The sequence below is a fragment of the Sphingomonas sp. UYAg733 genome (assembly GCF_054057355.1).
On record NZ_JBSRZE010000001.1, the window covers coordinates 539,656 to 560,155 of the forward strand.

Consider the following 20,500-nt stretch of genomic DNA (forward strand, 5'->3'; position numbering starts at 1 on the left):
CAAAGCGGTCGCGCACAACTCCACCATTCTCCGTTCTCCGTTCACATCGTCACTCGGCGAGACTGCGCCAGTCGTGTGGTCCGCACAGCCACCAGGCACCTCCTAACTCGGGCACACAGCGTCGGGGGCGACGTGGAACCCAGGCCAACGTTGTCGCCCCGTCGTCGTCGCCGAGAAACACGCACCAGCTCGCAGTCCAGGCGTAGATCGGATGTGGCCTGTCGTTGCTGCCGACCCCGCCGTCGAACCCGTAATCCAGGATCGCCATCGCCTCATCGCGCGGGATCGGCTCAACCGCCACGTCGTGATCGAAATCGTCACACGCCCGCCGCCTGCCAATCGCGACGACCTCTATGCGCTCGCCGACGACAGTCTCGAACTCCTCGAGATCCAAGCGGACGTTGCCCATCGCAATCAACCACCACATGACGGGCGAGCCGCCGGCGGCGGTCCCGCGGATTCGGCCACCTCCCTCGCCCAGGGGAGACGCCAGGCGACCGGTCTCGCGGCGAACACGAGCGTAACCTCGCCGCCATCACCACCGCGCGCCTCTCGGATCCGATAACCCCGGCCGCGAGTGACCGGATGGTCCAGCACGTCATCCAAGAGGCGGCCGGTCATCGCGATCCTAAGCGTCTCCGGCACGGGACCGGTGATGGTCAGAACCCCGCGGCCGCTCGAGGATCTGAGCCAATAGGCGTCGGTTCGCATGGCGACCTCCAGACACCGACCCCCGACCCGCATGCCGAACGCTCCACGAGGATGCCAGAGCTCCCGGAAGACGTGTCCATACCGCAGGCGCCTGAGCGATGCTGCGACTCCCAGCTCGGCCCTCACCGGGCGCGCGAAACCGGCCGGCCACCGCACCATCTTGGGCGGCGGCCCGCCCAGCCACTGCCGCCACTCTGCATCGTGTCGCATCTGCGACGCCAAGCAATCGAGCTCGATTCCCTCGGTCGCGCTCGCGTCCAAGAGCAACGGCGAGACCGCGACGACGGTCACCCCGACATATGCGCGGAACGCCTCGAGCAAGCGCCGATCAACCTCTTGACCCAGCTCGGCCAATGCCGCCGAAAGCTCTGAACGTGCCAGCTGCCACGCGTCCTCCCAAGGCGAGACGGCGCGCTGCGCGATGTAGCGGGCGAGGATTTCGCGGCTCTCGTGAGCCAGGAGGTGAGCAAGCCCATACGGTTCGGCCGCAGCGAGTGCCATCACCTCCGTGACCGTGGCCGCTGACGGAACACGCCCTGACGAAGCCAGCATCATCCGCCCCGCTGAAAAATGTGAAGGTCGCCGCCGCCGGAGAGAGCGTGCCCAGGCAGATCGCCGCAGGCTACCAGGTGTTGCGCCCAGCCCGCGGGGAGCAGGCCCTGTACGATCGGATCGAGAGGATCGACCCCCTCGCGCACGACGGCCGCAGCGGCGAACGCCGGCCCGATGCGCGTCGCGAGGCGGGAGACGACCTCTCGGGTGGACGCGACCCGGCAGGCATGGAACACCTCCACGACGCCTTCCGCGTCCGAAATCCGCAGCACGGCGGTGTGCAGACGACACGGCGGCTCATCCGCCGCACGGCTGCGAACGAGTCGGAGTGGAAGGATAGCGACGATCGTGTCAGGCATGTCGACGCCCCCACTGCACCCGGTCCCACTGCGGTTCGTTGCCAAAGGGGTTGACGCTTTCCGCGTAGATGCGATCGGCGAGCCAGGCGCGCTCCTCGTCACGATCGCCCTCGGCGACCCGGCGCTGCCACACCTTCGCATCCGGGTCCCAGCCATACCCGCGCCGCTTGAGCAAATCCTTCAGCGAAATGTGCGCTCCGACCGCGCGAACCTGCCAGGAGTCCTCCGATGCGGAGGCCAGGAGATGTGCCATCGCGGGGCGGCCGTCGGGCATCGCGTGGCCGAGCAGCGCGATGACCGCGTCCACGTCCGACCCCGCGGAATGGGCATCGTGGAACCAACCGCATTGAGACAGCAGATGACCCAACTTGCGGCCATCGAACCCCTGCGCCGGCCAATCCACGTCCTGCATCGAGCAAGCCCAGTGGGGCTGCCCGAGCGCCGGCAACCGGCGCTCGACGAACCTCAAGTCGAATTTGGCGTTGTGCGCGACAACGTGGTCGGCGTCCGAAAGGAGCCGGGTCGCAAGCCCGGTGTCGATGCGCGCGTCCGCGACGGCGGCGTCCGTCAAGCCCGTGAGGCGGCAGATCTGTGGTGGGATCGGACGGCCGGGGTCCTCGCGCCACGAATAAAGGCGCCCGATTCGAGTGACGACCCCATTCTCGTCGTGGCGGAAACGCCGCAGGGCGAGCTCGATGACCGCGTCCTCTCCGGGGTCAAAGCCAGTCGTCTCGACATCGACGGCCACCGCGACCCGGCCTGCATCGGGGTCGCCCAGTCCGGTCGGACCCTCAACAAGCCGCAGACGCCGGAGTACGCGCACCTCGTCCGTCGCAGGAGCGAAGTCATCCCCCACCACGCGGTTCACGTCCTGGAGAAGGGCCACGTCCACCTCAGGCCTCGGCGAGCGCGGGAACGATGCCGGCGACGATGCTCGGCATCGCGATGACCACCTTCCCTCCGGTGGCGGACGCCTGCCGCGAGACGCTGCCCCGCAGGCGCGCAGCCAGCTGATCCACGATCGCAGCTCCTTGTCCTCCCGAGCGTTCCCACACGCGGGCGGGACCCCGGTCACAGACCGCGACGGTGGTCGTGACGCCGTCGTCGCTCACCTCGACCCGCACATGCCCCCCGCCGCGACCGGCGTGCACGAGCGCGTTCCGCACGAGCTCGTGCACGCACATGGCGAGCGGCATCGCTGCACCGTCAGTGACGTGGAGCGGCGCGGCGATGACCTCCACCGCGCCAATCGGGCCCGGGTGTGCGAGCGCCATGGCGGCGCAGAGGCGCTTCAGCAGACACCCCAGCTCCACCGTCGCGCCCACCGGACGGGCGCACAGAATGCGCTGCACCTGTGCGGACGCGCCGATCCTCGCGGCCGCGGCCGCGATGTCGGGGTCGCCGTCCGTCCGGCGAAGCGCGAGACGCAACGCCGCCGCGGCCACGGCCATGTCGTTGGCGACGCGGTGTGCGTGCTCGCTGAGCAGCAGGCCGTCCTGAACTTCGCGCATCCGACCTTCTCCCTCGACCTTGCCTGGCCCGTGATGGTGTATATATACACCTTTACCTTAAGACGTCAAGGGGCCCGATCGACATGGTGGAGAACAGCAGGACAGGGGGCACGGCACGCCGCGCGGGACGTGTGCAGCGGGAACGCCGACGCTCGTCCGCATCGCGCGGGCGCGGGGCCTCCGAGGACACGTCCGCGCCGTCGTGGACCGCCGTAGCGCCCGCCAAGCCCCGACCGGCGACGGGAACGTACGTCACCGCCGCCCAGGCGGCAGTCTTCCAGTCCTACATGAGGACGCACTCGGAATCGGAGACGGCGCGCGAGCTCGGCCTGTCGCAAATCCGCGTCCGCGAAGCGCTCGTGCAGTATGAGCGCAACTTGCTCAGGGACGCCGGGCTCCGCCCTCCGTCCCTCAAGGCGATGCTGCGCGGAGACGTCTCGGTCCGCTTTCAGATCTCGCGCGACCTACGAAACGGACGCCCGGCGTCACACACGCGCGCAGTGGCGATGACGGTGCCCGCGACGCCCGCCGGCGCCGGCCCGGCCGCGCCTGGTACGGTGCGACGGATCGACCCTCCGGCCCGAGGGGTCCGCCGCTTCGTGATCACGGCGACCCGTGCGGACGCGACGATCCACGAAGGCTTCATGCGCAACCTCGACACGTATGCCGGCCATCACGGAGCGGAACTGATCGTGGCGGCGCTCGGCCCGCGGTGCGGAAGAGAAAGCGCGGTCACCCGCACGCCCATCGACTTCGCCGGACGTCTCGATCTGCGCTGTGACGCACAGCCGCAGATGGTGTCCCGCCATCCTCTCGATGGTCTGCAAAGCCTGTCACCCGACCGCTGGGCGGCGTTTCCACACCCCACGTTTCAGATGGACAGTCTTCCGCGTATCGGCGCGAGACCACCGCGCGTGCAACTGACGACCGGCGCCGCCATACTCAACGGCGACCCCATTCGGCGCATACCGGCACGGCTCGGCGCGCTCATCGTGGAGATGCTCCCGGACGGCCGCGTCTTCGCACGCAGTGTGTCCGCGGACGCGGGCGGCGACGGGTCCTTCAGCGACCTCGACGAGCGGATCGCGAATGGACGGGTGTCGACCGGAAACCGGGTGGCCGGTCTGGTCGTCGGCGACCTCCACCATCCGCACTGCGACCACGCGGCGGTGCGCGCGACCTGGGGAAAGTCCTTGGACAGTGGCCTCGTCGGTCGGCTGCGCCCGCGCGTCCAGGTGCTGCACGACGTCTGCGACATGCGAGCGCGGAGCCACCACCAGCGTCGCGACGCCCACGCACGCTTCGCGCAGCACGTACGCGGCACGGGTGATGTGCGCGCGGAGCTGGCCGCCGCCGTGGCGTTCCTCGAACGCATCCGGCTCGCGGACGGCAAGACGGCGGTGGTCCACTCGAACCACGACGATCATCTGCTGCGCTGGCTGCGCGAGGCCGACCACCGTTCCGATCCGCTGAACGCGGAGTTCCAGCTCGACCGCGAGCGCGCCCTCCACAAGCGTATCCGGGGCGGAGCGGGCACCGACACGTTCTTCGCAGAGACCATGCGCTCGCTGTCGGGGGACGGGCTCGCCGGCGTGCGCTTCCTCGTAGACGGCGAGAGCCTCAACATCGGAGGCGTAGAGTGCGGACTGCATGGCCACTTGGGACCGGACGGCTGCCGCGGCTCAGTAGGTGCCTTCGACAGGCTGGGCATCGACATGGTGCTGGGCCACTTCCACCACCCCCAGGTGCGCGGCGGGGTGCATGTCGCCGGCGTCTGCCAGCTCGATCTGGGCTACAACCGTGGACCGACGACATGGGCGATCGCGCACGTCGTATGCCACGAAGATGGCGCGCGACAGCACGTCTTTCTGGATGAGGACCGGTTCGCCGCGTGATCCGGCCGTCGGCGGACCCGCAATTCGGCAGACTGCGGCCTCGGTGACGTGCGCTGTGCGATCGGGGCGGGCCATGGCCCGAACGAGCTGGTCGCGGGCGAGCTAGGAGAGGAGGTCGTAGTGTCTAGCATCCGGCACAGGCGCCGTAATCGACCCGCGACCATTCGATAGGGAGGATAATCCGACATGCGGGCGGCGGACTCTAACTGCAGCCGGATCGCGAGGAGGATAAAGCGATGTTCGAGTCCCGCCGCCTCGACGCGCGCGAGGTAAGCGAAGAGCTTCTCCATCTTCTCGTCGGTGGCTACGCCCGCGCCATGCCAGGGACGACGGCGTCTCGGATGGCGACCACATCCTCCCTGTCGAGCTCCTCTGGCAGCAGCGCAACGTGATCGAGACGCGCCAGGCGCTATACTCGGCTGCCGGCAGCATCACCACGCGGGCAGCCCCGTCACACTCGACGGCCCGCGGATGCATCATCGCCTGGTCGTAGTAGAAGCCGAAACGCTCGGACACTTCGCTCAACGATGCCCTATCGAGAAACTCTGAACTCATCTGCACCCCCTACCGCCTGTCCTTGCCGCGCTCGCACCTCCGGTCCAGGCAGATCAAGTCTGAAGATCAAGCTATCGCGATCCGGAAACTCGTAGCCGTTCGGCAATGCGGTGCGGTCCACGACGCGGAAGCCCCGCCGCACATAGAATGCATGGGAACGCGTCGCAATCGATGGGGTATCCAGAAATAGCGCCGTGAGGTCGCGCGCCACAGCCCACCCAATCGCCTTGTCGTACAGGCGATGAGACGGCCCGTCCGGCCCGCGATAGTCACGTCGCACGAATAACTTTTTTAGGATCCCGCTCGCCCCGTAACGCAGCATTCCGATCGTGCCGACAATTGCGCCATTTGCCACCGCCACCCAGAAGGCGCCGTCACGGTATGCACGACCAACGTCGAGAAGTTCCGGCTGCTCCTCGATCGGTACGTCGAGACCGACGTCAACCCGCTGGATGGCAAGGATCAGCGCCGCGACCTCAGGATCGCGTCCGCCGCGATACTCTAGGATCTCGCATCCCGGCACGTCCCCGCCTCGAACATTCATGCAAATCGCCCAATCTCAGCTGCCCACACGATCTCCATAGGAGAATCGCCCCTGTCATGCGATGCCGGCATAGCGCACCGCGATTTCACTGAAGCCCGCTTAACCCTGCGGCCTAGTTGCGCGACGCGGGCACCGTGATCGTCATCTACGCGATGGCTCTCCTAGCTCGATCGACGGCGCACGGTCTGCGCCCGAGCGGCACGCATAGGCTGCGCATATGTCCAGCTATAGATCCACGTCGGCAGACAAGAGGTCGTTGCCGTGGTCCACCGGGATGAAGGGCGATCCGGTTTCAAGTGGTGGCGCGTCCCCACCAGTTGCGCGAGTTCGGCCCCGTCATTGGCGATGAAGCCGGGGACGAGAATGCACGCTGCGTCATTTGTGCGCACGGCGCATCGATGAGCGCGTCCTCGATCAGGTGCTTAGGATCACCGGCAATCGGCCCGGGCTGGCGCGAGCCACGCCCAGCATCGCGGGCGCTGGATCAACCCCGACAAAAGGCTAACTCAGCTCGATGCCCGCCAGATAGCGGAGCCCCAATCCCACCGTCGGCACCAACTACCAGCACCGTACCGCTCCGCCGCATTCTCGGCCAGCAGCCCCGCGACCACCTGGAGCTTGCCGGCATTGCCGGAAGCCAAACGCCGGAAGACTGCGCTCGACAAGCGCGCCACCCTCGCCGGATCTCCGAGGTCCGCCTCAATTTCACTTAGCGTGGTCTCGCCCAACGCGGCCCGCCGACCGCGCTCATCTAACTTTCACACCGGTGAGGTGGCGGGGGCGGCCAACGCCTTCGCTGCCGTCTTGGTGGCTAACAAACTGAGAAAAATTTAGCCGCCGCTGCCTACCCAGCAGCTCCAACGTCTCCAAGGGCACTACGGACAGCGGCCTCCACGTCGTCGATCACACGCGACAAGGCGCCGAGATATGGCGAACGGCGCATCTGCATAGACAGACGAACCCCAAACCCCCCGATGGTGGCTATGGTCGAGTCGGCGACCTGATCGACCAGCCGCGTCGGCATCATGCTCAGTCCCAGGCCGTCCCCGACGAGCCGCATCTGCAGATGTGAATCCTGGACCTCCGCCGCGATCCTGAGGTTCTCTCCGGGTCGGAGGAGCAGGGTGGAAAGCGCCCGCCTGGCCGCGCACGGTTCCGCGCTAAGAACCCACGGCGCGCTCCTTAGGTCTCGCGAGGTCATCGTTCGACCAGCCAGTCGGTCGCGCGCTCCGATGATCGAGAGTGACTCGATGCCGAGCGACGGGCCCGAAGAGGCTTCGTCCGATAGGATGAGTGCCGCATCAAGCAGGCCATCGTCCAGTTTTACGCAGAGCGCGGCACTCCAGTCGCTCGTCAGCCGAACGGCCACGCGCGGATGGAGATCCGCGATGACCCTGACAGCGGCACTGATGCGGTCAGGGGCGAATCCAGTCGCGACGCCAAGCCTGAGGATGCCCTGCGCGTCGGCCGCGCCGAAGTGACCCTTGAGATCAGCCACGCTCGCCAGAATGGTGCGACACTGCTCGGCCACCCGCAGTCCCTCCGGCGTAAGTCGGTATGGCTTCCTGCGGCGATCGAGGAGCGACCCACCGAGCGCGTCCTCCAGACGCTGAAGCTGCTTCGTGACCGCCGGCTGCGAAAGTCCGACGCGCTGGGCTGCCTTCGCGACCGAGCCTTCCTCCAGAACGAATAGCAGGCTTCTCATCTCGGCGAGCATCGCAAAACTCTCGTTATAAAATCCGGAGTTATTATGAATTTCAGGTCGCGGCCAGAGGTGCCCCTGTCATTCCGCGCAGGATGAAACCGGTGCCGGCGATGCTCACCGGTCTTCGGAGTCATGCCGTGCAACGTCCGAACGCGCGTCTTCGAAGATAGTCATGCAGACGATCTGATCGGTGGACCTTCGAAGATAAGTGCCCCGAATTCACGCCGGCGAGGCGCCCTAATGCTCGGCTATGCGCGTCGTCGCCTGTCCCAACTTCGCGGCGCTGAGCCACGCCATTCAGACCGCTAACGCCGGCCCAAGCATAGCGCTGGTAGGCCAGACGCGGGTTAGAGGGGGCGCTTGTAGCTTGCAGTCGTTCGTCCCAACCGAACACTCCGAACGTGATTGGAGAGCGAACCGCTGGAGCTGCTTGGTGGGCGTTGGGCTGTGAGGGTCCTGCGCGGAGACCACGCCCTATAGTCCAAGCCTCGTCGGCCGGAGATCAACGGACTGCCCCATTTCGTCAACATCGCAACTTCTGATTATGAACTTCATAAGCATAATGAATTTTCGTTATGACTCAGAAGACCCTAAGTCTGCTCCATACGCGGGAGAATGAATATGAAGGCGATAGTCACCGATGGCCGTGGCGGTCTGACAATGGAGGAGAGGCCCATGCCGCGCCCCGAACGGCAACAGATCGTCGTCAGGGTGGCCGCCGCCGCGATAAACTACCGCGATGTCGAGATATTGAGAGGGACGTACCACACAAGGTTTCCCGCTGGGCTCATCCCGCTGTCCGACGGGGTCGGTTCCGTCGTGGCGGTCGGCGACGACGTGACGCGTGTGAAGGAGGGCGACCGCGTCTGCAGCACGTTCTGGCAACGATGGGCGGCTGGCGACTTCCGGGCTGCCCAGGCATCCTATCAACTAGGCGGCCCCATCGACGGTATGCTTAGTGAATACGCATTGCTCGACGAGCAGGGGGCGGTCCTGGCTCCGTCCGATCTCAGCGACGTCGAAGCCGCGACGCTGCCCTGCGCAGCGGTCACCGCCTGGCACGCGCTCTTCTCATTGGGGGGTCTCAAGGCCGGCGAGACGGTGCTCACGCTGGGCACGGGCGGCGTGTCGCTGTTCGCGCTACAGTTCGCGCTGGCTGCGGGCGCACGCGTGATCGTCACGTCGAGCAAAGACCGGAAGCTGGAGAGGGTTCAGGCCCTGGGAGCGCACGAGCTGATCAACTACACCACGACACCACGATGGGGAGAGGAGGCACATCGGCTCGCCCGCGGCCGTGGTGTCGATCACGTGATCGAGGTCGGGGGCGGCGCCACGTTCGCCCAGTCCCTCGCCGCATGTGGCGTTGGCGCGCAGGTGAACGCGATCGGCTATCTTGGCGGTGGTGGCTCGATCGATCCACTTGAGATCTTCAGACGCCAGATCACGGTGCGGGGCATTCCGGTCGGCTCGCGCGCCTCCTTCGAGGCGATGAGCGCCGCGATCTCGACCAACGCCATACGCCCCATCATCGACCGCACCTACCCCTGGACCGAGGCCGCTTCCGCCTTCGACCATGTCTCGTCGGGCGATCCGTTTGGAAAGGTGGTGCTGAGGTTCGACGACGCTGCCTGAGCCTGCCGGGTTGCCATGGGAACCCGGGACCACTCTTCGAGCTGTCTCCAACATTACAACCGCGCCGTGGGGACAAGGTGCAGCCCAGCTTGAATTACAGGTTGCAGGGCGACGAAGGCGGCTGATCCCAGGATTCACCCCTGCTCAACCCGCGCGTGACCGGGCAGCCGCGCAACCGCGCTCTCGTCATACGGCCTAAGGTGCCGTCAGCGTCGATACCGCAACCACGTAGGCTCACCGCAGCCCGTTTAATGGCTAACCCGATGTCCGCTCATCGCATCTTGGCGTATGCCCGCCTCCTTATCGAAGCGTGCGCTCTTGCGGCACCCCTAACCCTTGGCGAACGACCGATCGCCAATGGAGTTAGCAATCACGATCTTTACATCCTCGGGGCGTATGCCAAACGTCGCCAAGGCACCCGACCAACCTTTATAACCTGTCGATCGCTTTCGGGGCTTTGGGGGCTTTGACTGCGACGGCGTCGAACACGCATCTGGAGAGATATTGATTGTCGCCGTTTCAGCAAATTGCCTCGCTACTTAACGCTTCGGGCGTGGGCGTCGGGATTTTGGCGCTAGCACAATTGGCCCTCCGGTTGGGCCGTGCACCACAGAAAGAACGCCCAGCGCTGTGGATGGTGGGCGGGCTGCTGCTGGCGCTGACGCTGGATATCCTGTCCTCGCTCCATGATCTTTCGCCGATGCGGTCGATCACGTCGCGCCTGATCTGGTTGAGCGTGATGCTGGTCTGGCCGATTATTCCACTATTTCTGCTTGGATATGTGAAGGCGATTACGGCAGGAGAAGGCGAAGATTGGCGGCCGGCGCGCTGGCAATTGGGTGCGCCCGTCGCGATGGTCTTGTGCTGGATACCCTTCCAGCTGTTGCCGGGCGCCGCAAGGCTTGGCCTATATGAAGGACGAGTGCCGCCCGTCACTGCAATGGCTCTGGCAGCTGTAATTGGCTTGCTCCTGTTTATAGTGTTGTGGATCGCGCAGCTACTGGCGGTGAGCATCCTGATCGTCAAAAGGATTACACAGCACCGAAAGCGCGTGCGCCAACTTTGCTCGAATGTGGCGCTGCTCGATTTGCGCTGGCTCGACGGGCTGTTGGTATTGGTAGTTATCGGCGCCCTCATCGCGCTGGCCGATCCAATCTTTGCGTTATGGTCCGGGCGGGCTTTGCTCGATGATGTCGGCGGCGGCGCCTTCGAGGTCGCGTTACTGCTGGGTTTAGCGCTGTTCGGCTTGGGTCAAAGTCGCGCGCTGCCGGATTGGGCCGACGATGTGCTCGAAGACCCGCGGCCGGACATGACAATCGAAAATATCGCATCTAACACCCCCGGCAACCGCTATGCGCGTTCGGCGCTAGGATATGATGATTGCCTGACGATCGCCGATCGACTGGATGAAGCGATGGCTAGGTCGGCGCTTTGGCGCGACCCCTTCCTCACGCTCAAACTGCTCTCCGAACACGTGGCGACCAAGCCATATTATGTTAGTCAAGCGATCAACGCAGGCCGCGACCGCAACTTTTTCGATTACGTCAACGGCTGGCGCGTCAAAGCTGCGTGCGAAGCGCTTAAAAACAGCGACGAGAACGTTCTGGCCATTTGCGAAGCGAGTGGATTCAATTCGAAATCCACGTTCAACAACGCGTTTCGCAGGGAGACCGGGATGACTCCAACCGCGTGGCGCACCACCCACGCGGGGCCCCCGCGGGTAGGAGCAGTCGCCACATAATTCGCGTTGGTAGGTCCGCGCCGATAGGCCCGGACGACAGACTTCGCAATTTCGGGTTCCTCCATGGCACCACTCGCCAATTGGAGTTCCCTATGTCGTTCCTGCGTACTTTCCTTTTGTCGTCAGTCTCCTTGTGGGCCGTGAACTGCGCGACCCCGGCCATGTCCCAAAGCCAGCCGGCCACGGCGCCAGTTACAAGCAATGACTACTTCTTTGGCGATTCCGATCTTGAACAAGGCAATTTCCAGATCATTGCGGGGCAAACGGCGCAGGACAGCGCGCCCTACTATTGTGCCGGCGGTTTGTGCCGCGATTCCAACGGCCCGGTCTGGGCCGAAGTGCTGAACCCCGCCGTTCGGCCCGTGCTGGCCGAGGACCGACCGCGTGGCTCGCTCAATTTTGCAGTGTCCGGAGCGCGGATGGATCTACAAGGTGATCCCGCTTTGCCCGTGCCCACTGGGGTCAGCACGCAGATCGGCTGGTTCGAGACCCTGCAGAAAAGCGGCACGGTAGCCGTTTCGCCGAGTGACCGGTTCTTCATCCATGCCGGGTCGAACGATCTGGTCGGTTTGCTCAATGGCGAAGACCCGGCCGCTGTGCAGTCCGGCATCATCGCGGCGGCAAGCGCTAACGTCGAAAGATTGGCGAAGGCGGGCGCCCGCAGAATTGTCATCGCCGATGTCCAGTCCGTGCAGTATTTGCCGCTGTTTGCAGGCGCCGATCTGGCGGGCGTGCGCCAAGCCCTGGGCGGGTATGTGTCCGCCACCAATGCGGCGTTGTCCGTCGCTTTGCAGGCAAGCAAAGCGACACTTCCTGCGGGCACCACTCTTGTCATGGTCAAGCAAAAACCATTCTTCGCCGCGCTCAGCCGCGACTATGCGGCTTTGGGTTTCACCGCTCCCGACGAGGCCTGCTACGACGTCGCCACCGGATCGCTATGTTCGGCCAATCCTGCCGAGCAGAACCGTCTGCCGTTCTTCGACAGCAATCATCTTTCGGCGGCGGGGCATCAGTTGCTGGCACAGTGGTATCGCGCCACGCTTGCCGCAGCAGATGGCACCGCTGCGCAGGACGCCGGGCGCATGCCCGACCTAATCTTGGTTCAGCGCCAGAATACACGTGCGTTTACAGTTGATGCGCGGGAGCAAATGGCGGCGGATGGACGGCGCGCCCATCTGTTTGCCAGCCCGTTCCGATCTAGCGGACGTCTCGCAGGAAATGCCAGTGCGTCGGCGGTGAACATGGAAATGGACGGTGGCTTGCTGGGGCTGCAAGTGCCGCTTGGTCAGCGCGGCTTCGTCGGTGTTTCGGGGGATTGGTCGCGAAGCACGGCCGATATTGGCGCGCAGAGCCACCTTACCAACCGGCAATGGGGCCTGTCGCTATTTGGCGGGCTGGACCTGAAGACCGCACAAATATCCGCACATATCACCTATGCGCGCCCGGATCTGGCGCTTACCCGCCAGCCAACCGCATTCGCCAGCGTTATCGCCCGCGCCCAGACCAGCGGGCGATCGCTCGAGGGCAGCCTGTCAATCGCCGGCGTAACGCAATTTGGGCCACTTCGCATCATCTCCAGCTTGGGGCTGACGTTTGAGCAGGTTCAACTGGAACGGTTTACCGAAGCCGGAGCCGACGGGCTTAATCTGGCGATCGGCCGTCAGCGCGCCGCCCGGCTCCTGCTCGAAACAACCACGAAAGCAAGTGTTTCGGTCTTCGAGGGGGCGCAGAACCTTGCGGTGCGGCCGTTTGTGTCGCTTGCGCACCGGGCGCGTTTGGCAGGCGGCAAGCATGACATCCTTTCGCAGCTGACTGATAACCTCGCCGATCCAGTAAAAACACGCATCTCTGGCCCGGGCAAAGACCGTTTGGGGGTCGGCGGGGGCGTCGATGTTCTGGCTGGCAAACGATTTGCCTTCGGTGCCAGCTATGAGCGCGATTTCGCCGGGTCCGAGCGCAACCGCAACACCGCCACGCTGCGCCTCACATTGTCATTCTGACGAACTGAAAGGACCCGCGATGAAATTGCTCGCTGCATTGTTGCTTGCGCTTCGGGCCGCGCCGTTTTTGGCGCAACCGGCCGGGCCGGCGCCCACAATCGTGTTTCAATCCGGAATGGGTGATGGAGGCTCGGTCTGGCGCGAACTTATCAAGAAGCTACCGCCGCAGATGCTTACGTTTACCTATGATCGGGCGGGATATGGCAAATCGCCTGCGAGCACACGTCCGCGTGATCCATGCACGATTGCCACCGAACTTCATGAAAAGCTCAGAGCGCAGGGTATCGCCCCGCCTTATCTGCTGGTGGGGCACTCCTTGGGCGGCCAGTATCAATATGCCTTCGCTCGCCTGTTTCCGCAGGATGTGGCGGGGCTGATCCTCGTCGATGCCACGCCGCCCGGGCATTGGGCAGCCATGCAAAAGGGCATGCCCGGTGTCGCACAGATGCTTAAGGGGATGAAGTCGCTGTTATTTTCCAAAACCATGAAACGTGAATTCGATGCCCAGGATTCGTGCCTCGATACATTGCCGCGGGGACATCTTCCCTTTCCAATAACAAGTTTGATCAGCACAACGCTCGACCCGATGGGCGGCAAGGCTCTGCGCGAGATCGACACCGCGCTGACGCAAGACTGGCTGCGCAAAATTGGCGCAGGCCCGCCAGAGCCGGTCCAAAACTCAGGCCACTATATCCAGCGTGACCAGCCTTCAAAATTGGCGAATATCATCGCTGACGCCGTGAAGGCGGGCCACCCGGCACCTCAATGAGCTTCATCGAGTCCAGCCTGTCGCTTTAAGTGCAGGCACGTGCAGTGATCTGCCCCTTCTGATCGATCCGAATCTCTGGGATTTTGAATCGCGCAGGAGACCTTGAATGCCATTCAAGAAGCACAAAGCCGAGAGACACTATCGGCAAACTGCGTGAAGTTGAGGTCGTATTGGCACACGGTGCATCGACACCTGATGCGTGCGGCGGGATCGCGGTCAGTGAGAAGCCGTATCACCGATGGCGCAAGAAACATGGTGGACTGGAGACCGATCAGGCGCGGCGAATGAAGAATCTCGAGAAGGAGTATGGACTGGCCGGTAAATGATGGGCAGCTCAAACCGCGTTCACGGCCGCGCGGACCATCTTGCGCAGCCAGATCCCGGCCGGGTCCGACTGGAGCCGAGCTGGATATAGGAGCCATTGACGATCGGGGTCCTGCGGCACTGCGAGCCTCGCGCCGCCAACACCGACCGTTTGTCCGAGCGTCGCGATGAGACGGCTCGGCAGGATCGCCATCAGGCCTGTTCTGGCGACGAGATGCAGGGCCTGCAGGTAGTGCGGAACGACGATGGCGATCTCGCGCGACAAGCCATGCGTCGCGAGCCAATCGTCGGCGAGATCGCGCCGAAACCCGGCAGGGATCACCGCGACGTGGTCGCGTGACAGCTGTTCGGCTTCCGTAGGGGGACCGTCACGGAGGCGGTAGGCCAACTCGTCCACGTCATCAAACAGCGGCTCCATCCGGAATGTCGGAAAGAGGCGACTTTCGGAGCCGATCGCGATATCGAGGTCTTGCAGATCCACACCATCACCTGGCCAGGGAATTACCACGAGCGTGCAGCCGGGTGCCGCCCGGGAGATGGCACCGTGCAGGTCTGGCAGCAGTGCCGCACCGATCACGTCGGGGATGGCCATTCGAAAAGTGCGCGTCGACGAGTCGGGGTGGAAACTTGGAAGATGGTACAGCGCGTCCGCGCCGCGCAGAACGTCGCCAAGGGGCGCACGGAGTGCGAGTCCGCGGGGCGTCAGCTCCCAGCCTTTACCGACGCGGACGAGCAAGGGGTCGCCGAACTGAACACGTAGCCGACCAAGTATCCGGCTCATGGCCGGCTGCGACAGACGCCTCCGCTCCGCCGCCTTCGTCACGCTCACGAGCTCCAGCAGAGCGTCGAGCGCGTGCAATAGATCAAGCGATCTACCCGCATCATGCGTTTCGGACATGTTCGAAATATCATCCATGCATTTTACAAATGCAAGCGGAAGGCGGATTGCCGGACGCTCGAGGAGACCGAAATGACCGTGGAAGACAACAAGGCCGTAGTGCGCGCAATCTATGCCGCATTGGAGACAGGCGATCGCAGCGTTTTCGGCGCATCGGTCGACCCCGACTACGTCTGGCGCTTTCCCAGCAAAGCGAGCTGGTCCGACAGGTATGAGGGGCAGGCAGACGTGCGCTCGCGGCTGTTCGGACCCCTCTTCAACCAGTTCACCAGCACCTACACGGCACGGCTCGTGAGCGTGCTGGGTGAAGGCGACAGGGTGGTGGCGGAGATCGAAGGGGACGTGGAGACGAAGTCCGGAGTCAGATACGACAACCAGTACTGCATGCTGTTCCGCTTCCGGGACGGGAAGATCATCGAGATCGTGGAATACTGCGACACCGACCTGGAGGAGCGGGCGCTCGGCCCCTACAGCCGCGCGGTGGAGGAATACGAGCTCACTAAAAGCTAATCTGCTGCGGTAAGGCCCCCTCTAACTGACCTGCAGCGCCGCCAATATGGAATGCGCCTCCAGTCCTTGGGTCTGCCGAACGTGAAGCAGGAGTTCGGCTTGGGGCATGGACACTCCATGGCGACAGCACACGCAATCAAGAATGCGTGAGCGCCCACAGCGAATGGTCGACCGAGCACGGGTTTTGCATGGACGAGCTCTTTTAAGCGGGGCGAAGATGCAAGCATCCGAGACACCTTACGGAACTCGACGGCGCCGCGCATCTTCTCCACCTTTATTCCCGATTGCGCGCTTCGGTTACGAAGAAATCGATGAAGGCGCGCAGCGGTCGTGGCATATTCGCCTGCTTGGGATAGAACAGATGCCAGCCTGGAAACGGCGCGCTCCATTCCTGGAGTAGCGGGATCAGGTGGCCGGCTTCGATATGCTGCTGAAGCAATTCTTCAGCCCAGAATGCGATTCCGACGTCTTGTAGCGCCGCTGCGATTGCCAGCCTGCGATCAGATACGATCAGGGGTCCGCTGACGGCGACCGAGAACCATCGGCCTCCGCGTGCAAACTCCCAATTGTACAAGCATGCATCCCATGGCTTTCGCCAGTTGATGCAATCATGTTGTGCGAGGTCCTTTGGGGTTTCGGGGCAACCGCGCGCGTCTAGGTATGCCGGGGAGGCGACGGCAATCTGGCGCTGGTAGCCGCCAAGGCGCACGGAAACGGCATCTTCATCAAGAAACTCGCCCAGCCGGATCGCGGCGTCGTAGCCCGCTGCGATGATTTCGATCGGGGCATCATCGACAGTTAGGTCGAGTAGGATATCCGGGTGGGCGTGGCGAAACGCCCCAATCGCGGGCCGGATAAAAAGTTCGGCCGGGATACTCGAAATCAGGATCCTGACGCGGCCCGCAGGAACGTCGCGAAGCTCCAGCGTCTCGCGAACTGCCGCGTCCATTTTCAGCATCGCGGGTTGGAACAGACCGTAGAGACGCTCGCCTGCCTCCGTCAGCGACACGCTGCGCGTGGTGCGGTTGAGTAATCGAAGTCTGAGCCGCTCTTCGAGCCGGCGGATCGTCTCGCTGAGTGTGGATGCGGAGAGGCCGAGTTCAACAGCTGCCTTTGCAAAGCCGCCACGCTCGACGACCGCGGCGAAGGCCCGGAGTTCCGAAAATTCACTGCCGCGCATTATGAACTATAACCCGAAGTTACTGTTAGGTTTATAAGGCATTTTCCGATGAATGCCATCGACTTATCTGCGGTGTTCATTTTGAAAGGAAGCAGATGGTTTCGGAAAGGATAGCTGGGCGCGTCGCGCTCATCGTTGGCGCCTCGTCAGGCATCGGCGAAGCAGCCGCGTTGGCGCTCGCACGCAATGGCGCATCAGTAGTTCTTGCAGCGCGCCGGCGGGATCGCTTGGAGCGAATAGCGGCGCGTATTCGCGAAGAGGGAGGCATAGCCCAGATCACCGTCACGGACATCACGGACGAGGCGCAGACGGCGGCGATGGTCGATTTCGCGTTGGAGACAAATGGCCACCTAGACATTCTCCTGAATGCAGCGGGTATAGGCGTCGCAGCGTCGTTCGCCGCCACGAAGCCAGACGAATCTCGCCGCATGGTCGAGGTCAACCTGATGGGCTTTCTCAATTGTCTCAGCTCATCCGTGCCTGTGTTCAGGCGACAAGGGAACGGACACGTCGTCGTGATATCTTCGGGCGCCGGCCGCTACTTTCATCCCTCCGTGGTATATTCGGGCACCAAGCATGCTGTAAGCGCGATCGCGGAATCGCTTCGCCGAGAGATAGGCAAGGACGGCATCCGCGTGACCTGCATTGATCCGGGCGCAGTCAAATCAGAATTTTTGTCCCACATGCGTCCGGAAATTCAGCGGGCAGTAACAGACCGGCTCGGAACGATGGAACAATTGCAAGGCGACGACATCGCTAACGCGGTGATTTACGCTGTGTCGCAGCCCAAACATGTCAACGTAAATATCTTGACGATCTACCCAACGGAGCAGGCCTAGCGGCACTTGGCAGATTAATTAGTGCAGACGAAGTTGCCCCGCATCGGCACCTTTCATTCCATCGAAAGGACCGCACCATCAAACCATGGGATCAGACACCTAGGCCGTGGATATCCAATCTCGCAGTTGGGACCGAAAACGCCGACTGCGGTGATCCTGGTCCGCCGTGAAGTCCACCCCACATCGACGGGAACGCTAATCCGATTAAGTTGTACGGTTCCCAGTCTTCGCCAGACTTCGCCGGCCCAGCGACGGCGAAAGCGTAAATCCTGGCAACGGTCCTGATACTCAAAAATCGCCGCCGACACCTTCGAATCGTCCAAGCCCAGACCGCCGAAAACGTTATTCGTGGTTCGCGGTCGCGTGGTCTTGGACCGGTTGGAGGATGCAGCATGCAAAGATTTTGGTTCGCCGGCCTTCTCGCAATCCTGTTACTCTGGTCGGGCAGCGTCGAGGCGCAACCAGTTGAACGCCCGGCGGGAACGACATCCCGCGACGCGACGATTGTCGCCAGCGATCATGTTCTAGCCGCGACGCTCTACCGGCCACCCGACGCGAAGGGCATGCTGCCCGCAGTGGTCATCGTCCATGGTTCAGGTCCGGTCACCCGAGATATGGCTAGCTTCTGGGTCAACAGCGTGCTGCGCGCCGGCGGCTTCGCCGTCCTGGTGTACGATAAGCGCGGGACCGGGAAATCGACCGGCGTCTATCCCGAGTGGGACGTGAAGACGACCCCGAAGATGTTCTCCGACCTCGCTTCCGATGCGGAGGAGGCAACGCGATGGCTCGCCAGGCAACCCGGCATCGACCCACATCGCCTCGGGTTGATGGGAGGAAGTCAGGCCGGTTGGATCATGCCGCTGGCGGCATCCAGAGAGCCGATGATCCGATTTCTGTTCATCGGGGAAGGAGTGCCTCTGCCAGCGGGCATCGAGGAGATCCACTCGACGTATCTCGACGCCGTCGCGACCTACGGACAATCGAGGCCCAGCCTAAGACAGATAGACGCCGCCGACGCGCTCGCGGAGGACTATATCGGCGACAAAGGCTATGACCCGGCGTCAGTGCTCAGGACCTTGGAGGTGCCCGTGATGTGGACGTACGGCCTCTACGATGAAGCGATTCCGACGCACCTCTCGATCGACCGCATCGGACAGCTCCAAAAGGCCGGCCGAGGGAACTTCGAGATCCACATCTTCCCATTCGGAGACCATAATTTCTACAACGTCTTCAGCGGGGCGCGCTACGATCTCGCCGGAGTGATACGCGCGTGGTCGGACAGACTGGGGATCACGCACCCGGGATACCGGTCAAGGCCGAGTCCCTGACGGCGCTCGGCGGTCGCCCCAGAACCGCATTAAACGCGCGGGCCATGTGGCTTTGATCGCAGAAACCCACCTCGGCCGCGATGGTCGCAAGCGAGTCGGCCGTCGTCCTGATGAGGCCGAGAGCGCGCTCGACACGGCGACGCCGATGCAGCTCCTGAATGCTCTCGCCGGTCGCCTGGAGATAGGCTCGGGCCAACCAGCCTGGATGAAGCCCGAGTAATTTCGCAATCCCGGCGGTCGACGTCGTGCCCTGCGCGATCATCGTCCGCATCCGTGGCAGCCAATGGGGCTGCGGGCGCCGCTGATCGGCCGCAAGGGCCACCTCGAACAGGTTGCACAGTTCCTGCGCAGGGTCGAGCGCCGGGGTGAGCAGGTATCGGACGGTTCGCGTGACCGTCCGCCCCAGCGACCCGCCTTGCCAGATCCGGCTTTGACGGTGGAGAGCACCTAGCGTCGGCGCAAGCACAGCCGGGTCGAAGACCACCGAAAGCGTCTCAAGTCCGGCGGTCCCGATCGCGTTGGCGTGCGCGCAACCGGCCGGGTGGAACGCCAGCGCTGGCCCATGGATCGCTACCTCAGCTTCGTCGATTCGCTCTACGTAGGCGCCGCAACGAAAAAAGGTCAGGCAGGGCCAGTCATGGATATGCTCTTCGATACGCTGCCGAGGTCGGTGCTCGACCCGAAGGACGTGGATACCCGGCACCCGCCGGAGCACGGTGGTCGTTCCATGCAGGTCGGGGTCGGTCGGCAAGCGGCCGGCATCGGAAGGTGACGGCTCTACCATGGAACCCGGAACAACACTTTTTTCGTCCAGCACGCCATTCCCGGTATCGAACTCACGGCAAATTGAGGAGGTTCTGGCTCGGCGCGCGCGAACGGCGCCCAAAGGCGATTCCGATCCAGGCGGTCGATCGTTGCACGCCCCACGAAAGTCAAAGCGGCATGGCCGTGGTAGACTTGATCTCAGAGAGCGCCACGGTGGAGTTGATCTCCTGCACCCCAGGCAACCTCGAGAGCTTCTCGAAGAAGAACTGCTCGTACGCGTCGATGTCGGCAGCGATGACCCGCAGCATGAAATCCACCGAGCCCATGAGGACGTGACATTCGAGCACCTCCGGGAACTCCCGGATGGCCGCGGCGAACTCATCCAGATTTGCGCGTCCGTGCGCATTCAGCTTCACCTGCGCAAAGATCTGCGCGTTCAGGCCGACCTTCTTGCGATCGATGATCGCGACCCGACGCCTTATGAACCCGTCGCGCTCGAGGCGGTCAATCCGACGCCAGCAGGGGGACGCCGACAGGCCCACGGCCTCTCCGACCGCAGCAGTGGAAAGCGAACAGTCCTCCTGCAGTACCCGGAGGATCCTCAATTCGAAGTCATCAAGATCGCCCCGCACGATTTAACCTAAAATCATTGAGTCCGGGGTGAAAACTAGCTCAGTCCACG

Annotated in this window: 19 protein-coding genes and 1 pseudogene; 9 read left to right on the forward strand and 11 right to left on the reverse strand. The window is 63.5% G+C overall.

Going from position 1 to position 20,500, the window contains the following annotated elements; translation table 11 throughout:
- Window positions 1-49: 49 nt before the first annotated feature.
- The 5 genes from ACVWZA_RS02775 to ACVWZA_RS02795 are packed head-to-tail and all read right to left on the reverse strand — an operon-like array spanning window position 50 to window position 3,133.
- Window positions 50-427, reverse strand: coding sequence for a hypothetical protein (locus ACVWZA_RS02775; protein WP_457309615.1), 378 nt, complete (start codon window positions 425-427; stop codon window positions 50-52).
- Complete coding sequence (locus tag ACVWZA_RS02780; protein ID WP_457309616.1) at window positions 415-1,212, reverse strand: hypothetical protein; 798 nt, start codon at window positions 1,210-1,212, stop codon at window positions 415-417. The genes ACVWZA_RS02775 and ACVWZA_RS02780 overlap by 13 nt, the downstream gene beginning before the upstream one ends.
- A 50-nt stretch (window positions 1,213-1,262) precedes the next feature.
- Complete coding sequence (locus ACVWZA_RS02785; RefSeq protein WP_457309617.1) at window positions 1,263-1,622, reverse strand: hypothetical protein; 360 nt, start codon at window positions 1,620-1,622, stop codon at window positions 1,263-1,265.
- Window positions 1,615-2,514 carry a 3'-5' exonuclease gene (locus ACVWZA_RS02790; protein WP_457309618.1) on the reverse strand — a complete coding sequence of 300 codons (900 nt, stop codon included), beginning with the start codon at window positions 2,512-2,514 and terminating at the stop codon, window positions 1,615-1,617. Before ACVWZA_RS02790 ends, ACVWZA_RS02785 begins: the two co-directional genes overlap by 8 nt.
- 1 nt (window position 2,515) lies before the next feature.
- Window positions 2,516-3,133: a histidine kinase dimerization/phosphoacceptor domain -containing protein gene (locus ACVWZA_RS02795; RefSeq protein ID WP_457309619.1), complete on the reverse strand. Its 618-nt coding sequence runs from the start codon at window positions 3,131-3,133 to the stop codon at window positions 2,516-2,518.
- Between the two features lie 83 nt (window positions 3,134-3,216).
- Between ACVWZA_RS02795 and ACVWZA_RS02800 the strand changes: the two genes are divergently transcribed.
- Window positions 3,217-5,028 (forward strand): hypothetical protein, encoded by a 1,812-nt coding sequence (locus tag ACVWZA_RS02800; protein WP_457309620.1) that lies wholly within the window; start codon window positions 3,217-3,219, stop codon window positions 5,026-5,028.
- A 532-nt stretch (window positions 5,029-5,560) separates the two neighbouring features.
- Here the strand turns inward: ACVWZA_RS02800 and ACVWZA_RS02805 are convergent.
- Both ACVWZA_RS02805 and ACVWZA_RS02810 read right to left on the reverse strand, forming a co-directional pair.
- Window positions 5,561-6,127, reverse strand: coding sequence for a GNAT family N-acetyltransferase (locus tag ACVWZA_RS02805; RefSeq protein ID WP_457309621.1), 567 nt, complete (start codon window positions 6,125-6,127; stop codon window positions 5,561-5,563).
- Window positions 6,128-6,971: 844 nt separating this feature from the next.
- Window positions 6,972-7,844 carry a LysR family transcriptional regulator gene (locus ACVWZA_RS02810; RefSeq protein WP_457309622.1) on the reverse strand — a complete coding sequence of 291 codons (873 nt, stop codon included), beginning with the start codon at window positions 7,842-7,844 and terminating at the stop codon, window positions 6,972-6,974.
- A 663-nt stretch (window positions 7,845-8,507) separates the two neighbouring features.
- On the opposite strand from ACVWZA_RS02810, the gene ACVWZA_RS02815 reads away from it, so the two are divergent.
- The 5 genes and pseudogenes from ACVWZA_RS02815 to ACVWZA_RS02835 form a co-directional block, all read left to right on the forward strand.
- Window positions 8,508-9,464 (forward strand): zinc-dependent alcohol dehydrogenase family protein, encoded by a 957-nt coding sequence (locus ACVWZA_RS02815; RefSeq protein WP_457309623.1) that lies wholly within the window; start codon window positions 8,508-8,510, stop codon window positions 9,462-9,464.
- Between the two features lie 508 nt (window positions 9,465-9,972).
- Window positions 9,973-11,205, forward strand: a complete 1,233-nt coding sequence (locus ACVWZA_RS02820) for a helix-turn-helix domain-containing protein (RefSeq protein ID WP_457309624.1) — start codon at window positions 9,973-9,975, stop codon at window positions 11,203-11,205.
- Window positions 11,206-11,297: 92 nt separating this feature from the next.
- Entirely contained in the window at window positions 11,298-13,205 is a 1,908-nt protein-coding gene (locus tag ACVWZA_RS02825; protein WP_457309625.1) for an autotransporter domain-containing protein, read from the forward strand.
- A 19-nt stretch (window positions 13,206-13,224) separates the two neighbouring features.
- Window positions 13,225-13,974: an alpha/beta fold hydrolase gene (locus ACVWZA_RS02830; protein ID WP_457309626.1), complete on the forward strand. Its 750-nt coding sequence runs from the start codon at window positions 13,225-13,227 to the stop codon at window positions 13,972-13,974.
- Window positions 13,975-14,080: 106 nt separating this feature from the next.
- Window positions 14,081-14,279 (forward strand): annotated as a pseudogene (locus ACVWZA_RS02835) (transposase); the annotation flags it as partial.
- Between the two features lie 29 nt (window positions 14,280-14,308).
- On the opposite strand, the gene ACVWZA_RS02840 reads toward ACVWZA_RS02835, so the two are convergent.
- Complete coding sequence (locus ACVWZA_RS02840; RefSeq protein ID WP_457309627.1) at window positions 14,309-15,214, reverse strand: LysR family transcriptional regulator; 906 nt, start codon at window positions 15,212-15,214, stop codon at window positions 14,309-14,311.
- A 54-nt stretch (window positions 15,215-15,268) separates the two neighbouring features.
- Between ACVWZA_RS02840 and ACVWZA_RS02845 the strand changes: the two genes are divergently transcribed.
- Entirely contained in the window at window positions 15,269-15,706 is a 438-nt protein-coding gene (locus ACVWZA_RS02845; protein WP_457309628.1) for a nuclear transport factor 2 family protein, read from the forward strand.
- Window positions 15,707-15,980: 274 nt separating this feature from the next.
- Here ACVWZA_RS02845 and ACVWZA_RS02850 read toward each other — a convergent pair whose 3' ends face one another.
- Complete coding sequence (locus tag ACVWZA_RS02850; RefSeq protein WP_457309629.1) at window positions 15,981-16,886, reverse strand: LysR substrate-binding domain-containing protein; 906 nt, start codon at window positions 16,884-16,886, stop codon at window positions 15,981-15,983.
- 95 nt (window positions 16,887-16,981) lie between these two features.
- Between ACVWZA_RS02850 and ACVWZA_RS02855 the strand changes: the two genes are divergently transcribed.
- Window positions 16,982-17,725: an SDR family oxidoreductase gene (locus ACVWZA_RS02855; protein WP_457309630.1), complete on the forward strand. Its 744-nt coding sequence runs from the start codon at window positions 16,982-16,984 to the stop codon at window positions 17,723-17,725.
- A gap of 392 nt (window positions 17,726-18,117) precedes the next feature.
- A complete protein-coding gene (locus ACVWZA_RS02860) occupies window positions 18,118-19,053 on the forward strand; it encodes an alpha/beta hydrolase family protein (protein ID WP_457309631.1) in 936 nt (311 codons plus the stop codon).
- Here ACVWZA_RS02860 and ACVWZA_RS02865 read toward each other — a convergent pair.
- Both ACVWZA_RS02865 and ACVWZA_RS02870 read right to left on the reverse strand, forming a co-directional pair.
- Window positions 19,016-19,870, reverse strand: a complete 855-nt coding sequence (locus ACVWZA_RS02865) for a helix-turn-helix domain-containing protein (protein ID WP_457309632.1) — start codon at window positions 19,868-19,870, stop codon at window positions 19,016-19,018. The two genes, ACVWZA_RS02860 and ACVWZA_RS02865, sit on opposite strands and share 38 nt — an antisense overlap.
- A gap of 115 nt (window positions 19,871-19,985) precedes the next feature.
- Window positions 19,986-20,450, reverse strand: a complete 465-nt coding sequence (locus ACVWZA_RS02870; protein ID WP_457309633.1) for an Lrp/AsnC family transcriptional regulator — start codon at window positions 20,448-20,450, stop codon at window positions 19,986-19,988.
- Window positions 20,451-20,500: the final 50 nt, after the last annotated feature.